At 65.5% G+C, this 14380-nt stretch carries 17 protein-coding genes; 4 read left to right on the top strand and 13 right to left on the bottom strand.

The window, feature by feature from the left end; genetic code table 11:
* Positions 1-204: 204 nt before the first annotated feature.
* The 11 genes from AC07NV_RS00545 to miaA all read right to left on the bottom strand — a co-directional run bounded on the left by AC07NV_RS00545 (position 205) and on the right by miaA (position 10068).
* A complete protein-coding gene (locus tag AC07NV_RS00545) occupies positions 205-561 on the bottom strand; it encodes a hypothetical protein (RefSeq protein ID WP_495164389.1) in 357 nt (118 codons plus the stop codon).
* Positions 562-645: 84 nt separating this feature from the next.
* Positions 646-1284, bottom strand: coding sequence for a YceI family protein (locus AC07NV_RS00540; protein ID WP_495164388.1), 639 nt, complete (start codon positions 1282-1284; stop codon positions 646-648).
* A gap of 98 nt (positions 1285-1382) precedes the next feature.
* Positions 1383-1787 (bottom strand): hypothetical protein, encoded by a 405-nt coding sequence (locus tag AC07NV_RS00535; RefSeq protein WP_495164387.1) that lies wholly within the window; start codon positions 1785-1787, stop codon positions 1383-1385.
* 56 nt (positions 1788-1843) lie between these two features.
* Positions 1844-3100: an adenosylmethionine--8-amino-7-oxononanoate transaminase gene (locus AC07NV_RS00530; protein WP_495164386.1), complete on the bottom strand. Its 1257-nt coding sequence runs from the start codon at positions 3098-3100 to the stop codon at positions 1844-1846.
* A gap of 104 nt (positions 3101-3204) precedes the next feature.
* The gene (bioD, locus tag AC07NV_RS00525; RefSeq protein WP_495164385.1) at positions 3205-3813 is read right to left on the bottom strand and encodes a dethiobiotin synthase; all 609 of its coding nucleotides are present in this window, start codon (positions 3811-3813) and stop codon (positions 3205-3207) included.
* Positions 3810-4946 (bottom strand): 8-amino-7-oxononanoate synthase, encoded by a 1137-nt coding sequence (locus AC07NV_RS00520; RefSeq protein WP_495164384.1) that lies wholly within the window; start codon positions 4944-4946, stop codon positions 3810-3812. Before AC07NV_RS00520 ends, bioD begins: the two co-directional genes overlap by 4 nt.
* 14 nt (positions 4947-4960) lie before the next feature.
* Positions 4961-5581 (bottom strand): DUF6151 family protein, encoded by a 621-nt coding sequence (locus AC07NV_RS00515; protein ID WP_495164383.1) that lies wholly within the window; start codon positions 5579-5581, stop codon positions 4961-4963.
* 40 nt (positions 5582-5621) lie between these two features.
* A complete protein-coding gene (ilvC, locus tag AC07NV_RS00510; protein WP_495165134.1) occupies positions 5622-6656 on the bottom strand; it encodes a ketol-acid reductoisomerase in 1035 nt (344 codons plus the stop codon).
* A gap of 104 nt (positions 6657-6760) precedes the next feature.
* Complete coding sequence (gene ilvN / locus AC07NV_RS00505; RefSeq protein ID WP_495164382.1) at positions 6761-7276, bottom strand: acetolactate synthase small subunit; 516 nt, start codon at positions 7274-7276, stop codon at positions 6761-6763.
* Positions 7277-7280: 4 nt separating this feature from the next.
* The gene (ilvB, locus tag AC07NV_RS00500; protein WP_495164381.1) at positions 7281-9035 is read right to left on the bottom strand and encodes a biosynthetic-type acetolactate synthase large subunit; all 1755 of its coding nucleotides are present in this window, start codon (positions 9033-9035) and stop codon (positions 7281-7283) included.
* Positions 9036-9108: 73 nt separating this feature from the next.
* Positions 9109-10068, bottom strand: a complete 960-nt coding sequence (gene miaA / locus AC07NV_RS00495) for a tRNA (adenosine(37)-N6)-dimethylallyltransferase MiaA (protein WP_495164380.1) — start codon at positions 10066-10068, stop codon at positions 9109-9111.
* Here miaA and serB point away from each other — a divergent pair.
* From serB to AC07NV_RS00480, 3 genes are all read left to right on the top strand, one after another.
* The gene (serB, locus tag AC07NV_RS00490) at positions 10067-10951 is read left to right on the top strand and encodes a phosphoserine phosphatase SerB (protein WP_495164379.1); all 885 of its coding nucleotides are present in this window, start codon (positions 10067-10069) and stop codon (positions 10949-10951) included. The genes miaA and serB overlap by 2 nt on opposite strands.
* A 16-nt stretch (positions 10952-10967) precedes the next feature.
* Positions 10968-11303, top strand: coding sequence for a low molecular weight protein tyrosine phosphatase family protein (locus tag AC07NV_RS00485; protein WP_495164378.1), 336 nt, complete (start codon positions 10968-10970; stop codon positions 11301-11303).
* A 95-nt stretch (positions 11304-11398) separates the two neighbouring features.
* Positions 11399-11914 carry a GNAT family N-acetyltransferase gene (locus AC07NV_RS00480; protein ID WP_495164377.1) on the top strand — a complete coding sequence of 172 codons (516 nt, stop codon included), beginning with the start codon at positions 11399-11401 and terminating at the stop codon, positions 11912-11914.
* Between the two features lie 217 nt (positions 11915-12131).
* Here the strand turns inward: AC07NV_RS00480 and AC07NV_RS00475 are convergent, their stop codons facing one another.
* Entirely contained in the window at positions 12132-12338 is a 207-nt protein-coding gene (locus tag AC07NV_RS00475) for a hypothetical protein (RefSeq protein ID WP_495164376.1), read from the bottom strand.
* Positions 12339-12423: 85 nt separating this feature from the next.
* On the bottom strand, positions 12424-13296 hold the full coding sequence (locus tag AC07NV_RS00470) for a LysR substrate-binding domain-containing protein (protein ID WP_495164375.1): 873 nt from the start codon (positions 13294-13296) through the stop codon (positions 12424-12426).
* Between the two features lie 94 nt (positions 13297-13390).
* Between AC07NV_RS00470 and bla the strand changes: the two genes are divergently transcribed.
* Entirely contained in the window at positions 13391-14308 is a 918-nt protein-coding gene (gene bla, locus AC07NV_RS00465) for a subclass B3 metallo-beta-lactamase (protein WP_495164374.1), read from the top strand.
* Positions 14309-14380: the final 72 nt, after the last annotated feature.

Genomic DNA, 14380 nt, shown 5'->3' with positions numbered 1-14380 from the left:
GATTATGCTGCGCGTGCTGGCTGGGCGATGAACCGAAAATGTCGCCGGACCGCGAGGCATGTCGCGGTCCGGCGTAGTGCAGGGGGCTTGAATCTCCATTTCGTCATTCCGGCGAAGGCCGGAATCTCGCCCTGGCGGAATGACGGAACGGAGAGATCCCGGCCTCCGCCAAGATGACAATGGAGGAAATGTTGGCGACAGGCTTCAGGCGGCTTCGCTCGCGTCGTCGTCTTCGTCCCACGGTTCGAAAACCTCGTCCTCGATCAGATTGTCGATCGCGTGAACGCGGACGGCGATGCACCAATCCTGTAGCGGGCCTTCCCATGCGGCCTCGACCTCGGTCAGCGCGTTGGCGCTGGCGTCGGAAGGGCGGTCGCCGACGAGATCGAAATCCTGCACGCCGTCTTCGGGCGGAGTAATATAGACATGCGGATCGAGCCGGACATTGGCCCAGCCGGCGGTGGGGGTGAGGCCCTCGGCCTCGACGATCAGCAGCGGATTTTCCTCGTCGCCGTCGATCGAGGCATTCACTTCGACAATTTCGCGTACCAGTTCGCTCATCACACGCGCTCCTGCGAAAAGGGGCGGAACCCGCGAAGGTCCCGCCCCTTTCTTACGCGGAGCGTGTGACAGATTGGCGCGTGCTTACTGCTTTTCGAACGCCGCGTGGATTTCGAGCTCGACGGCATCGCTGACATAGGGAATGCCCATATTGATGCCGAAATCGCTGCGCTTGATCGTGGTTTCGGCCTGGAAACCGATGGTTTCCTTCTTGTTCATGCCGACGCCCGCGCCGTGGAAATCGACGTCGAGGGTCACCGGCTTGGTCACGCCATTCAGCGTCAGATTGCCAGTGACCTTTGCCTCGTCGCCGTCGTCATCGAGGACGACCGAGGTCGAGACGAATTTGGCGTCGGCGGGCGCGGCGCCGAAGAAATCGGCCTTGCCGCCGTCCTTGCCGGCGCGGAGCAGGTGGCTGGTGAGGCCTGCGCTGGCGGTCGTGACCTTCGACACGGGGATCGTTACGTCGACCTTCGCTGCGGCGAGATTCTTGGGGTCGATGACGAGCGTGCCGGTCACGTCGCCGAAAATGCCGGTATATTTGCTGAAGCCGAGGTGATCGACTTCCCACACGACCATCGTGTGGCCCGCGTCGGCGGCGTATGTGCCTGCGGTCACGCGCGATTTGTCGGGGGCGCCAGGGGCACCGGCGCCCTGCGCGAGGACGATGGGAGTCGCCATGATGGCAAGTGCAAGAGCGGCGAGGGGGACGATGCGACGCATGGGGAAGTCTCCTGTTGGGGAAAGATCAGGCTAGGCGAGGGGGCAGGGCCGCGTCAATAAGCGCCGGAGAAACGCACTGTTTCGCTTTCCTGTTCGCCTCAGGGCGTGCGGCGTTCCTCAAACCAGTTGCGGAGCGCGGCGGCGGCGCAGCCGGTGAAACCGTAAGAGCCGACGGGTGAGCAACTGCCCGGGCGGGTGGCGCGAGCGACATTGTCATAGCCTTCGACCGCCGAGGCCCAGCTGCCGCCGCCGACGGGGGTGTCGTCTTTCAGCTCTTCGCGCAGTTCCTTGGGCACGCGATAACGTTCGGATTCGGGTTGCTGTGCGCAGACGACTATCTCGTCGCCCACAGGTTTGGGGCAGGGCTCGTCGCCATAGGTGTACAGCACCGAGGTGCGCTGTGGCGGGGTGCCCGACTGCGCAAGCGAGCTATCGTTCTGCGCGAGCGCGGGGGCGGCGAAAGCGACGAGCAGCGGGAACAGGAAGAGGGTCGGCCGTATCAAAATCGCATTCCTCCGCGCCAGCCCCTGTCATTCTGTCTATGCCGCGAAGATGAACCTCAGCCGAATGATGCGTCAAGCGAAGCCGATATCACGGTCCAGACCGCAGCGAGATCGTCACCGGTAATGCAATAGGGCGGCATGACATAGATGGTGTTGCCGAGCGGGCGTAGCAAGACCCCGTTATCGCGGTAAAAAGCGATCAGGCATGGGGCGAGGTTCGAAAGATAGCCTGCGTCCTTCACAACGATGTCGAGCGCGGCGATGGTGCCGAGACGGCGGGGGTTGGAAACGCGACTGTCGTGGCTGAGCATCGACAGGTGCGCAGCCTGCGCGTCGGCGAGCGCGTCGATACGCTGTTGCACCGGCTCGTCGCGCCAGATGGCGAGATTGGCGTTGGCGGCGGCGCAGGCGATCGGGTTCGCGGTGTAGCTGCTCGAGTGATAAAAGGTTTTGCTGCGGTCGGTCGAATAATGCGCGGCGAAGATCGGCTCGATGCACAGGGTGACCGCGAGCGGCAGGGCGCCGCCGGTCAGGCCTTTCGACAGGCAGACGATGTCGGGGATGACGCCCGCCTGATCGCAGGCGAAGCGCTTGCCGGTGCGGCCCCAGCCGGTCATCACCTCGTCGGCGATGAAGAGGACGCCGTGGCGCGCGCAGATGCTGCGCATTTCGGCGAGCACCCATGCCGGATAGATGAGCATGCCGCCCGCGCCGAGGATGAGCGGTTCGACGATGAAGGCGGCAGGGCGTTGTGCACAGGCGGCTTCGAGCGCGTCGAGTGTTTGCTGTTCGCGGCCTTCGGCAGGGAAGGGGATGGTGCCGACATCGAAGAGAAAAGGTTCATAGGGCTTGTTGAATACGCCGCGTTCGCCGACAGACATCGCGCCGATCGTGTCGCCATGATAGCTGTGTTCGAGGACGAGAATACGGCTGCGCGGCTCGCCGATATTGGCGAAATAGCCGAGCGCCATCTTCAGCGCGACCTCGACGCTGGTGGAACCCGAGTCCGAAAAGAAGACGCGGGTGAGCGGGGCGGCGGTGATGCGGATCAGCTCGGCAGCGAGGGTTTCGGCGGGCTCGTGCGTCCATCCGGCGAAGATGAGCTGGTCGAGCTTTTCCGACTGATCGCGGATTGCGGTCATGATGCGCGGGTGCGAATGGCCATGGGTGGTGACCCACCAGCTGGAGATCGCGTCGATCCAGTGACGGCCCTGTGCGTCGGTGAGGCGCGCGCCTTCGCCGCGCACGATCAGTGGAACGGGATCGCCGAGCCCGTGCTGGGTGAAGGGGTGCCAGACGGGGGATTCAGCCATATTTCTTTTCCGTTCGTGCTGAGCTTGTCGAAGCACTGCTTTTCTTTGGCGGCGGATAAGAGAAGGACGGCCCTTCGACAAGCTCAGGGCGAACGGTGCTGGACCTAAGCGAAGTCGGCGATTTGGAAGTTCGCTTTGAACGCGGCGGCGAGGGTTTCGTTCGTTAGTGGATCGACGATCGGCAGGCGGCCGAGGCGACGAACGCCCGAGATCCTGGAAATGATTGCCTCGCTGTCGGGCACGGCGTCGCCGAGGAAGGCGAGACCGTGGATCGGGACGCCGCGCGACTTGAGTGACTCGATCGTGAGCAGGCTGTGGTTGATCGTGCCGAGCGCAGTGCGTGCGCAGAGGATGACGGGAAGCTGCCAGCGCGCGAAGAGGTCGGCGTAGAGGGTGGTGCGCGTTACCGGGACGAGCGCGCCGCCGGCGCCTTCGACGATCAGCTTGCCACGCGGTGGAATGAGCAAATCGGGGTCGATGTTAACGCCGTCAATTTCGGCGGCCAAATGCGGCGAGGCGGGGGTGACAAGGCGGTGGGCTTCGGGGAAGATCGGCACGCCCGCGAGGCGTGCGACGACCTCACTGTCGGTCTCCTCTTCGAGCCCCGACTGGATCGGCTTCCAGTAAGGCGCCGCGGTCGCCTGCGCTAAGCCCGCAGAAAATATGGTTTTTCCGATACCCGTATCGGTTCCGGTTACGACGAAGCGCGTCACGCGGCCGCCATCGCATCGGCGAGCGCGTCGGCCATCGCGTCGATGTTATCTTCGTCAACATTGAGCGTGATGGCGATGCGCAGGCGCGCGGTCCCCTGCGCCACGGTCGGCGGGCGAATACCGCGGATGTCGAAGCCGGCGTCGCGCAGGCTGCCTGCGATGCGCATCGTGCGTTCGTTGTCGCCAATGATCACGGGCAGGATCTGGGTGCCGCTGGCTGGGATGCCGAGCGGCACAAGGCGTTCGGCGGCGTGGCGCACGACCGCGTGGAGGTGCGCCTGCCGTTCTGGCTCGTTCGCGACGATCTCGATCGCCTGACGGACGAGCCACGCCATCAGCGGCGACGGCGCGGTCGAGAAGATGAAAGGGCGTCCGCGGTTGACGATGAAGTCGGTGGCGATCGCGGGGGCGCAAAGCAGCGCGCCTTCGGCGCCGAGTGCCTTGCCGCAGGTGTGAAGCGTGACGAGATTGTCGCGGCGCGCAAGGCTGTGCGCGAGCCCGGCGCCGCCCGCGCCGAAAACCCCCGTCGCGTGCGCTTCGTCGACGACGAGTATGGCGTCGTGGCGGTCGGCGATGGCGGCGAGATCGGCGAGCGGGGCGCGGTCGCCGTCCATGCTGTAGACGCTTTCGACCGCAATCCACGGCGTTCCTGCGCCGCCGCCGGCGCGCCAGCGTGCGATGATGTCCTCGAACGCCTGCGCGTCGTTATGCGCCGCGGCGATGGAGCCGGCGCGGCCGAGCTTCATGCCGTCGTGCGCGCTCGCGTGGATCAGCGCGTCATGGACGACGAGGTCGCCGCGCTGGGGCAGCGCCGCGAACAGCGCGGCGTTGGCGGCGAAGCCGGTGGGGAAGAAGAGCGCGCTTTCGCTGCCATAATGGCGTGCGGCGTGCGCTTCGAGTGCCTCATGCTCCGCGTGATTGCCGCGCAGCAGGCGCGAGCCGCCCGAGCCTGCGGGCAGGCCGCGTTCGATGCCCGCGGTGAGCGCGGAGCGCAGCGCATCGGAATCGGCGAGGCCGAGATAGTCGTTCGAGGCGAAATCGCGACCGGCGCGCGGCGCGAGGGTGCGGCGGCGGCTGTCGTGCGCGAGCGCCGCGAGGTCGGCGTGGTGAGCGGAGAAGGGAGGTTTCGCCATGATGTCTTTTCAGCTTAGGGCGTCGGGCCAGTCGGGTTGCGATTGAGCGTTCGCCGTTCCTCGTCTGTCAGCCGGTGCGGGGTGGCGATCGGTTCGAATGTCTTTGCGTCGAAGAGCGCCGCTCGCCGCCGATCGCCCGAGACGATGTCCTTGATCGCGCGCATGAAAAAGCGCCGCATCAGCGTGACCATGCTCAATTTGGGCAGACCGCTCGTATCACCGGCGGCGTCCTGCGTGAAGATGTGGCCGCGCGGCGGACCGAGGAGCCGTTCGCGCGCCGCTGCATCGCACGCGCCGAGCTGGACCGTGATCAGGGGGAGCTTGCCGTTCGCATAGGTGTTGAACAGCGGTACGCGGCAGCAGGTGGCATACCAGCGCAGCGTCGGCGCGTCGGTCAGATGGATGCAGGCGAGCCGCTCGCGGCCGGTGTCGAGCCGCATGCGGGCGCAGCGCGTCTGATAAAGCGCGGTGCCGCCGTGCGCGTCGAGCAGGCGTTCGGCGTGGCCGAGATAATGCGTCAGATCCTGGCAATCGCTGCAATGGCATATCAGATGATCGCCACGCACCGGGCCGACGCCGAGCATCGCCCCCGAAACGGTCCCGCAGTCGCAGGCAAAGGAAAGGTCGGATGTCATCGCCCCGCCCTAGCTCCTTGCCCGCGATTGCGAAAGGCCGTCAGTTCTTCGCCTTGTCGACCAGCTGGTTCTTGGCGATCCACGGCATCATTGCGCGCAGTTCGGCGCCGGTCTTTTCGATCTGATGCGCGGCGGCGGCCTTGCGGCTCGCCTTCAGTTCGGGCTGACCGGCCTGGTTGTCGAGCACGAAGTCCTTGACGAAGCGGCCCGACTGGATGTCGGCGAGGACGCGCTTCATTTCCTTCTTCGTTTCGTCGGTGATGATGCGCGGGCCGGTCTTGATGTCGCCATATTCGGCGGTGTTCGAGATCGAATAGCGCATGTTCGCGATGCCGCCTTCATAGAGGAGGTCGACGATCAGCTTGGTTTCGTGGAGGCACTCGAAATAGGCCATTTCGGGGGCGTAGCCCGCCTCGACCAAGGTTTCGAAACCCGCCTGGATCAGGTGGGTGATGCCGCCGCAGAGCACGGCCTGTTCGCCGAAGAGGTCGGTTTCGCACTCTTCCTTGAAGGTGGTTTCAATGACGCCGCTGCGCCCGCCGCCGACCGCCGAGGCGTAGGAGAGCGCGAGCGCCTTGGCATAGCCGTTGCCGCTGTTGCCGCTGGCTTCCTGCGCGACCGCGATCAGGCAGGGGACGCCGCCGCCCTTCTGATATTCGCTGCGCACCGTGTGGCCGGGGCCCTTGGGCGCGACCATGAAGACGTCGATGTCGGGGCGCGCGTCGATCAGGCCGAAGTGGATGTTGAGGCCGTGCGCGAACGCGAGCGCGGCGCCGGGCTTCATGTGGGGGCCGAGATCGTCAGCATAGATTTTTGCCTGATGCTCGTCGGGCGCGGCGACCATGATGACGTCGGCCCATTCGGCGGCTTCCTTGTTCGACAGCACCTTGAAGCCGGCGGCTTCGGCCTTTTTTGCGGTGGCCGAGCCGGGGCGAAGCGCGATCGCGACGTCGGTGACGCCGCTGTCGCGGAGGTTCTGCGCGTGCGCGTGGCCCTGGCTGCCATAGCCGACGACGGCGACCTTCTTGCCCTTGATCAGATCCTGGTCGGCGTCGCGATCGTAATAAACCTGCATGTCATTCTTCCCCATCGGTTTTTCGTCATGCCGGCCTTGATCCGGCATCCATGGACCCCGGATCAAGTCCGGGGTGACGAGCGTTGAAACGTCATTCTGTAATTCTAAACCGCCTCCGGCCCGCGGGCGATGGCGACGACGCCGGTGCGGCCGACTTCGACGAGGCCGCATTCGCGCATCAGCGCGATAAAGCGGTCGACCTTTTCGCTGGCGCCGGTGATCTCGAAGATGAAGCTGGTCAGCGTCGTGTCGACGACCTTGGCGCGAAAGACGTCGGCAAGGCGCAGCGCCTCGATGCGTTTTTCGCCGCTGCCCGCGACCTTCACCAGCGCGATCTCGCGTTCGACATGCGCGCCCTGATCGGCAAGGTCGATGACCTTGTGCACGGGAACGAGGCGGTCGAGCTGCGCGATGATCTGGTCGATGATCGCGGGCGAGCCCGAGGTGACGATGGTGATGCGGCTGAGCGCGTGGTCGGAGCTGATGTCCGCGACGGTCAGGCTTTCGATATTATAGCCGCGCGCGGTGAACAGCCCGGTGATCTTCGCGAGCACCCCGGCCTCGTTATCGACGGTGATGGCGAGCACATGGCGCTCGCCGGCTTCGGTTTTGATTTTCATAGGATTACACCAGTGCCTTGGCTTCGTCGTCCATCGTGCCGGTAACGTCGCTCGGCTGGAGGAGCATTTCGGTGTGCGCGGCGCCCGACGGGATCATCGGGAAGCAATTGGCGAGCTGCGCGACGCGGCAGTCGACGATCACCGGTCCGGGGGTGTTGATCATCGTCTGGATGCCGTCCTCGAGCTCGCCGAGCGTGTCGATGCGCAGGCCCGTCCAGCCATAGGCATCGGCGAGCTTCACGAAATCGGGCAGGCTGTCCGAATAGCTGTTCGAATAGCGGCTTTCGTAGGTCAGTTCCTGCCACTGGCGGACCATCCCCATCCATTCATTGTTGAGGATGAAGATCTTCACCGGCAGGCGGTACTGGCTGACCGTGCCCATTTCCTGGATGTTCATCTGGAGCGAAGCTTCGCCCGCGATGCAGATGACGAGGCGGTCGGGGTGCGCGATCTGCGCGCCCACCGAGGCGGGGAAGCCATAACCCATCGTGCCGAGCCCGCCGCTGGTGAGCCAGCGGTTGGGGGCCGCGAAGCCGAAGTGCTGCGCCGCCCACATCTGGTGCTGGCCGACCTCGGTCGTGATGATCGGGTCCATGCCGCGGGTCGCGTCGAACAGCGCCTTGACCGCGCGCTGCGGCATGATTTCGGCACCGGCTTCCTTCTTTTCGGGGAAGTCGAGGCAACGCGTCGCGCGCCAGCCGTCGACGCGGCGCCACCATTCGCCAAGGTCGCGTCCCTTGTGGCCCGCGTCCTGCCAGCCTGCGATGATCGCATCGAGCGCACGCCCGGCGTCGCCGACGATCGCGAGGTCGACGGGCACGATCTTGTTGATCGAGCTGCGGTCGATATCGATGTGGATCTTTTTGGAATCGGGCGAGAAGGCGTCGAGGCGTCCGGTCACGCGATCGTCGAAGCGCGCACCGACCGCGATGATCAGGTCGGCGCGGTTCATCGCCATATTGGCTTCGTACGTGCCGTGCATGCCGAGCATGCCGAGCCATTTCTCGTCGTCCGACGGGAAGGCGCCGAGCCCCATCAGGGTCGAGGTGACCGGAGCGCCGGTGAGCGCGACGAGCTGGCGCAAAGCCGCGCTGGCATCGGGGCCGGCGTTGATCACGCCGCCGCCGGTGTAGAAGATCGGCCGCTCGGACGCGGCGATCATCGCGACCGCCTGTGCGATGGCATCGGCGTCGGGATCGACCTGCGGACGATAGCTTTTGTGCGCGATCTTTTCGGGGATCTCGTACCGGCCGGTCGCGACCTGCACATTCTTCGGGATGTCGATCACGACCGGGCCGGGGCGGCCGTGCGTCGCGATATGGAAGGCCTCGTGCAGGATCGGGCCGAGGCGATCGGGGTCCATCACGAGATAATTATGCTTGGTGCAGTGGCGTGTGATGCCGACCGTATCGCATTCCTGGAATGCGTCGGTACCGATCAGCGCGGTCGACACCTGCCCGGTCAGCACGACCATCGGAATGGAGTCGAGCAGCGCGTCGGTGATGCCGGTGACGGCGTTGGTCGCGCCGGGGCCAGAGGTGACGAGCACGACGCCAGGCTTGCCGGTCGAGCGTGCATAGCCCTCTGCCGCATGCGTTGCCGCCTGCTCGTGGCGGACGAGAATGTGCTGAATCGTCGGATGCTTGTAGAGCGCATCGTAAATCGGAAGGACTGCACCGCCGGGATATCCGAACACCGTATCGACCCCGAGGTCGACCAGTGCCTGAACCACCATGTCGGCACCACTCATTTCCGTCACGACAAAACTCCTTTCCGCAAAAATCGCGGCGCTTGTGCGCTGCAACAGGGCTGCGGGCAATAGGTGTATGATTCTATCTTGTCAACAGCTTATCACGTAATATTATTGCTAAATCATCGATAAAATCGATGTTTAATGACTCTTCGTGGCGTGACCAGTCGGCCGGCAGTTGGTGGCGGAACCACGTAAACTGGCGCTTTGCGTATTGGCGGGTGGCGGCCTGGGCGAGGTCGAGCGCCGCGGCGCGGTCGACCTCGCCCGAAAGGAAGGCCGCGATCTGCGGGACGCCGATGGCGCGCATGGCGGGAAGATCGGGATCGAGATGGCGCGCGAGCAGCGCCTCGGCCTCTTCGATGCCGCCGGACGCGAACATCCGGACGAGGCGCTGGTCGCAGCGGTCGCGCAGCCAGTCGCGCGGCGGCAGCAGGATCATCGGAGCGAGGGCGATCGTGTCGGCAATGCCGCCCTCGCGTGCCTCCTGCCATTGGGCAAGAGTGCGGCCGGTCGAACGGACGACCTCGAGCGCACGGGCGACGCGCGTAGTGTCGGCAGCATGGAGGCGCGCGGCGGCGTCGGGATCGGCTGTCGTCAGCGCGGCGTGGGCGTCGGCGACGGGCATGGCGCGCACCGCCTCGCGGATCGCTGGATCGATTTCGGGGACGGGGGCGATGCCGTAGAGCAAGGTCCGCATATAGAGGCCGGTGCCGCCGACAAGGATCGGCACGTCGCCGGCGTCGTGCGCCGCGGCGATGACGGCGCGGGCTTCGTCGGCCCAGCGTGCGGCGTTGTGCGCCTCGGCGCCGTTGACATGGCCGAAGAGATGGTGGGGGACGCCGTCCATCTCGTCCGCGTCCGGGCGCGCCGAGAGGACCCTGAGGTCGGCATAGACCTGACTGGCGTCGGCGTTGATGACGATCCCGTTTTCGAGCGTTTTTGCAAGCGCGACCGCCAAAGCGCTCTTGCCGCTGGCGGTGGGTCCGGCAATAAGCGCGAGAGGCGGCTTGTGCGCCGAAGAGATAAAAGGAGATGTCATGTTCGTCGCGACGCTGATAGCAGCCGGAAAGCTGACCGACGAGGTGGTTCGCGAAGGAATCGACCGGCTCGCGGCGACGGGGCACGATGTCGGCGCGCCGCACTGGCTCGACGAGCATGACGCGGCGGACATCGTCTTTCACGGCAGTCTGGTCAGCGCGCGCAAGGAGCTGGCGCTGATGGACCATGGCGCGCTCGACATCGTCGTCCAGCCCTTGGGCGACAGGACCAAGAAGCTGATCATCGCCGACATGGATTCGACGATGATCACGGTCGAATGCATCGACGAACTGGCCGACTATGCCGGGCTGAAGCCCGAGATTGCGGCGATCACCGAGCGCGCGATGCGCGGCGAGCTCGATTTCCGGGCGGCGCTGGAGGAGCGCGTCGGGCTGCTCGCGGGCATGCCCGAATCGACGCTGGCCGATTGCCGGATGGAGCGGGTGCGCCTGACCCGCGGCGCGCGGACGCTGGTGCAGACGATGAAGGCGCATGGCGCTTTTTCGATCCTGATCTCGGGCGGCTTCATGCCCTTTGCCGGGCCGGTCGGCGAGGCGATCGGGTTCGACAGGATCATCGCGAACGAGCTGGAGATTGCGGGCGGCAAGCTGACCGGCAAGGTGATCGAGCCGATCGTCGACAGCAAGGCCAAGCTGGAGACGCTGAAGGCCGAGGCGGCCAAGCATGGCCTGCCGCTCGCCGACACGCTGGCGGTCGGCGACGGCGCGAACGACATTCCGATGATCACCGCGGCGGGGCTGGGGATCGGCTATTATCCGCATCCCGCGGCAGCCGAAGCGGCGGCGGCGGTGATCCGTCATCACGATCTGACCGCGCTTTTGTGGGCACAGGGTTATCCGCGGCGGAGCTGGGTGCTGGGGTGAACAGGGACGTGGCCGTTTGGCGAAGGTAAGCAACATCCTGTTCGTGTGCAGCCAGAACAAGCTGCGCAGCCCGACCGCCGAGCAGATATTCGCTGGCCATCCGGGGCTCGAAACGGCTTCGGCGGGGACCAACAATGATGCGGAAAATCCGCTGACGTCCGAACTTGTGCGTTGGGCGGATATCATTTTCGTGATGGAAAAGGCCCATCGCAACAAGCTTCAGCGGCGATATCGGGCGGCGCTGAAAGACGCGCGAATTGTCTGTCTCGACATCCCCGACGATTATGAGTTCATGGACGAAGCGCTGGTGCAGCTTTTGAGGGTCAAGGTGTCCCGATACCTGCCGATGTAATGTGAGTGATGCCTTTGCGAATATCAGCGAGCGGAGCATGGCGCCGCCGCGGACAGCGGACGGCGGTCGCGATCCGGGGAACAGGGAGGATTTGAATGCCGGGCGAACCAATCCCCACCATCAGCACCGCGCGTCTGACGCTGCGCGCGCAGACAATCGACGATTTTGCGGCCTATTTCGACTTTCTGGCCTCGCCGCGCGCCGCGGGCATGGGCGGGCCGTTTGACGAGCATGGGGCTTGGGGGATGTTCTGCCACGATGCGGCCCAGTGGCAGTTTTTCGGGCATGGCGCGCTGATGATCGACCTTGCGGATACCGGCCTGTGCGTCGGACAGGTCGGCATCAACCATGGTCCGCTCTTTCCGGAAAAGGAGCTGGGCTGGCTCATCTATGACGGGCATGAGGGCAAGGGATATGCGAGCGAGGCCGCCGCCGGAATGCGCGACTGGGCGTTCGGCACATTGGGGCTCGCGTCGCTCGTCAGCTATATTGCTCCGGGAAATATGCGGTCGATCGCCGTTGCCGAGCGGATCGGCGGCGTTCGCGATCCGGCGGCGCGCGGTGGCGACCCCACGGATAGTGTTTATCGCCACATCCCACCGCCGGAATGAACAGCCGGTGCCTAGTGCCCGGGATAGAATTCGACGTAGAACGGTAGTCGAGGAAGTGGGCAGAGGCTCGCCGGCGACCCTTGTACGGCAGGTCGTGTTAACAGTGGTAACTTTTGGGCCGCGCGGCCACAATCTATGTTTACGACGTAAACACCGGGACGGTTTATCTGGCTGGAAACGCAGGTCGGTGCCCTGGATGGCAGCCAGACGCCGGACGTCAGTCCTTTGCCTTGACCTTCACCCACACATGCACCGTCGCGGCGAATTTTCCCGGGGCGGGCGGGGTGACGTCGATCCGCTCGCTGGTAACGAGCTCGCCGGTTTCGAGATTGAAGCTGGCCCATGGTTTCGGCATGCGGCCGAAGGTCATTTTCTGGATCGGCTGGCCGGTGGCGATGTTCATGATTGTTGCTGTGATACCCATGGGGCGCCGGTAGCGGCGGGGCGGTGATTCTGTCCAGTGCGAAGCGGCGCGGCGTGTCGGTTTTCGAGCTGTGCCCACCGATCGCTCAGCCCGCCGCCATCTCTTCGACGAGCCAGTCCCTGAAGCGTTGCATCGCGTCGCTTTCGGGGCGCGACATCAGGCGGGTGAGCCAATAGCGGCCGGCGTCGATCGTCGTGGCGAACGGCTGGACGAGCAGTTCGGCGGCGAGTTCGCGGGTGAACATCGCGGGCGGCGCGAGCGCGACGCCAAGCCCCGCGGCGGCGGCCGAGGCCATCAGCGCCGAGCTGTCGAAGATGGGGCCGCGCAATATGGGCGCGGGGACGCCTGCGGCGTCGAACCAGAGCGCCCATTCGTCGGCGCGATACGAACGGAGCAGGCGCTCTTGGACAAGGTCGGCGGGGGTTTTGAGGCGCGCGGCGACCGCGGGTGCGCAGACGGGCGCCATCGGCGCCGCCATTAGCGGTTCGGCGTGGGTGCCGTGCCAGGCGCCGTCCCCGAAACGGATCGCGTAATCGAGCGCTTCGCCGGCGAGGTCGACGCGGTTGTTGTTGGTCGAGATGCGCAGGTCGATCGAAGGGTGGGCGCGCGCGAAGGTGTCGAGGCGGGGGAGCAGCCAGCCGGTCGCGAAGGTGCCGACGACGCCGACCTTCAGCGCTTCGCGGAAGCGGCCGTCGGCATATTGGTCGAGCGTCGCGGCGACGCGGTCGAAGGCATCGGCGATGACGGGGACGAGCGCATGCCCCTCGTCGGTGAGCGCGAGTCCGCGCGGGAGGCGGTGGAAGAGCCGCGTGCCGAGGCGGCGTTCGAGCTGCGCGACCTGATGGCTGACCGCGCCCTGGCTGACGCAAAGCTCGATCGCGGCGCGAGTGAAATTAAGGTGGCGCGCTGCGGCTTCGAAGGCGCGAAGGGCATTCAGGGGGAGTTGGGCGCGGTCCATAGCGCGACATGAAATATTCTCATGGCTTTGTCGAGAAATCATGGCTTTTCGCGCGCGGCGTCGATGGGCATCCGGGCGCCGAAGGGAGAATGATATGATCGCAATGATGACAATCGCCGCCTGGCTGGCGGGTGTGAACCACGTTCCGCTGCCGCTCGTCGAGGCGGCGAGCGGGCAGGCGGCCGCGGGTGCCGTGGCGCCGGTGGCCGACGACCCGTTGACGCGGCCGATGGCGGTCGAGCGAGCCAAAGAGTGGCTCGCGCCGCGCCCGCCCGAGGCGATTTTCGGGACGAGTTATCTGGTCGGTTTCGGCGGGTTGAGTGTCGCGCTGATCGATACGGGCGCGGGGCTGGTGCTGGTCGACGGGGCTTTGCCGCAGGCCGCGCCCGCGATTCTGGCGAATGTCCGCGAGCTGGGGTTCGACCCGAAAGACATCAAATTTATTCTGAGCACCGAGCCGCATTGGGACCATGGCGGCGGGTTTGCCGCGCTGGCGCGCGACACTGGCGCCGCGGTGGTGGCGAGCGCGCGCGGCGCCGAAGGGCTGCGCGCGGGGGCGCTGGCGAAGGACGACCCGCAATTCAGCTATGGCGGGAGCTGGCCGGCGGTGACGCGGCTGCGCGTGATGAAGGACGGTGAGGTTCTGAAGCTTGGCCGCACGGCGATCACCGCCCACGCGACGCCGGGGCATACGATGGGCAGCATGAGCTGGAGCTGGCAAGCGTGTGAGGCCAAGGCGTGCAAGGCGATCGTCTTCGCGTCGAGCCTCAATCCGGTGTCGGGCGACGACTATCGCTATACCGCGGCGTCGAGCGCGCCGATCGTGAAGGGATTCGAGGCGAGCTACAAGCTGATGGACCGGCTGGCATGCGATGTCCTGATCTCGGCGCACCCCGACAATGCGGGCGAGGGGCGCTATAATGACAAGCCCGGTGCGTGCCGCGCCTATGCCGACCGCTCGCGCAAATTGCTCGCAAAGCGGCTTGCCGACGAGCGCGCGGGGATGAAATAGCCTTCCAATATTGTTGCTTTTCAACCTTGTAAGGCCCCGCAATCGCGCTAGTCTGGCTTGCGAAATTGCGGG

The sequence above is a fragment of the Sphingopyxis sp. GW821-FHT10B01 genome, assembly GCF_059415685.1.
Note: the sequence above shows the minus strand (reverse complement) of the source record. Positions and strands in the feature narration are given on the sequence as shown.